Genomic DNA, 708 nt, shown 5'->3' with positions numbered 1-708 from the left:
GTCCGCGTTTGTGTTCTCCGGTCAGGGGGCGCAGCGGGCGGGGATGGGGCGGGAGTTGTATGCCGCTTCGCCGGTGTTCGCGCGGGTGCTGGACGAGGTGTGCGGGTATCTGGATCCGCTGCTGGGCGGATCGGTGCGGGAGGTGATGTTCGCCGGCGAGGAGGAGGAGCCGGCGGCCGAGCTGGACCGGACGGTGTTCACGCAGGCTGCCCTGTTCGCGTTCGAGGTGGCCCTGTACCGCACGGTGGAAGCCGCCGGGGTGCGCGCGGACTATCTGGCCGGGCACTCGGTGGGCGAACTGGCCGCCGCGCATGTGGCCGGGGTGTGGTCCCTCCAGGACGCCTGCCGGCTGGTGGCCGCCCGCGGCCGGCTGATGCAGGCCCTGCCCGCAGGCGGTGCCATGGCCGCCCTCCAGGCGGGCGAGGCCGAGGTGGAGGCGGTACTGGCCGGGTCCGAGTGGGCGGGCCGGGTGGAGATCGCCGCGGTGAACGGGCCGAACGCGGTCGTCGTCTCCGGCGACAGCGACGCGGTCGAAGCGGTCGCCGCCGTCTTCCAGGAACAGGGACGCCGGGTGCGCGCCCTGCGCGTCTCGCACGCCTTCCACTCCCACCGCATGGAACCCATGCTGGAGCAGTTCGCACAGACCGCCGCCGAACTCGCCTACCACCCGCCGGCCGTGCCGGTGGTCTCCAACGTCACCGGACGGCT

Annotated in this window: 1 protein-coding gene; it reads left to right on the top strand. The window is 73.4% G+C overall.

Annotation, left to right across the window (positions count from 1 at the left end):
- Window positions 1-55: 55 nt before the first annotated feature.
- Window positions 56-708, top strand: a 653-nt coding sequence (locus ICC28_RS40045; protein ID WP_317454183.1) for an acyltransferase domain-containing protein, incomplete at its 3' end; no start/stop codon positions are given.

The sequence above is a fragment of the Streptomyces sp. TRM68416 genome, assembly GCF_014596915.1.
In the GTDB taxonomy this organism is placed as follows: Bacteria; Actinomycetota; Actinomycetes; order Streptomycetales; family Streptomycetaceae; genus Streptomyces.
The sequence above is the reverse complement of the archived record's forward strand: the minus strand, read 5'-3'. Positions and strand labels throughout refer to the sequence as shown.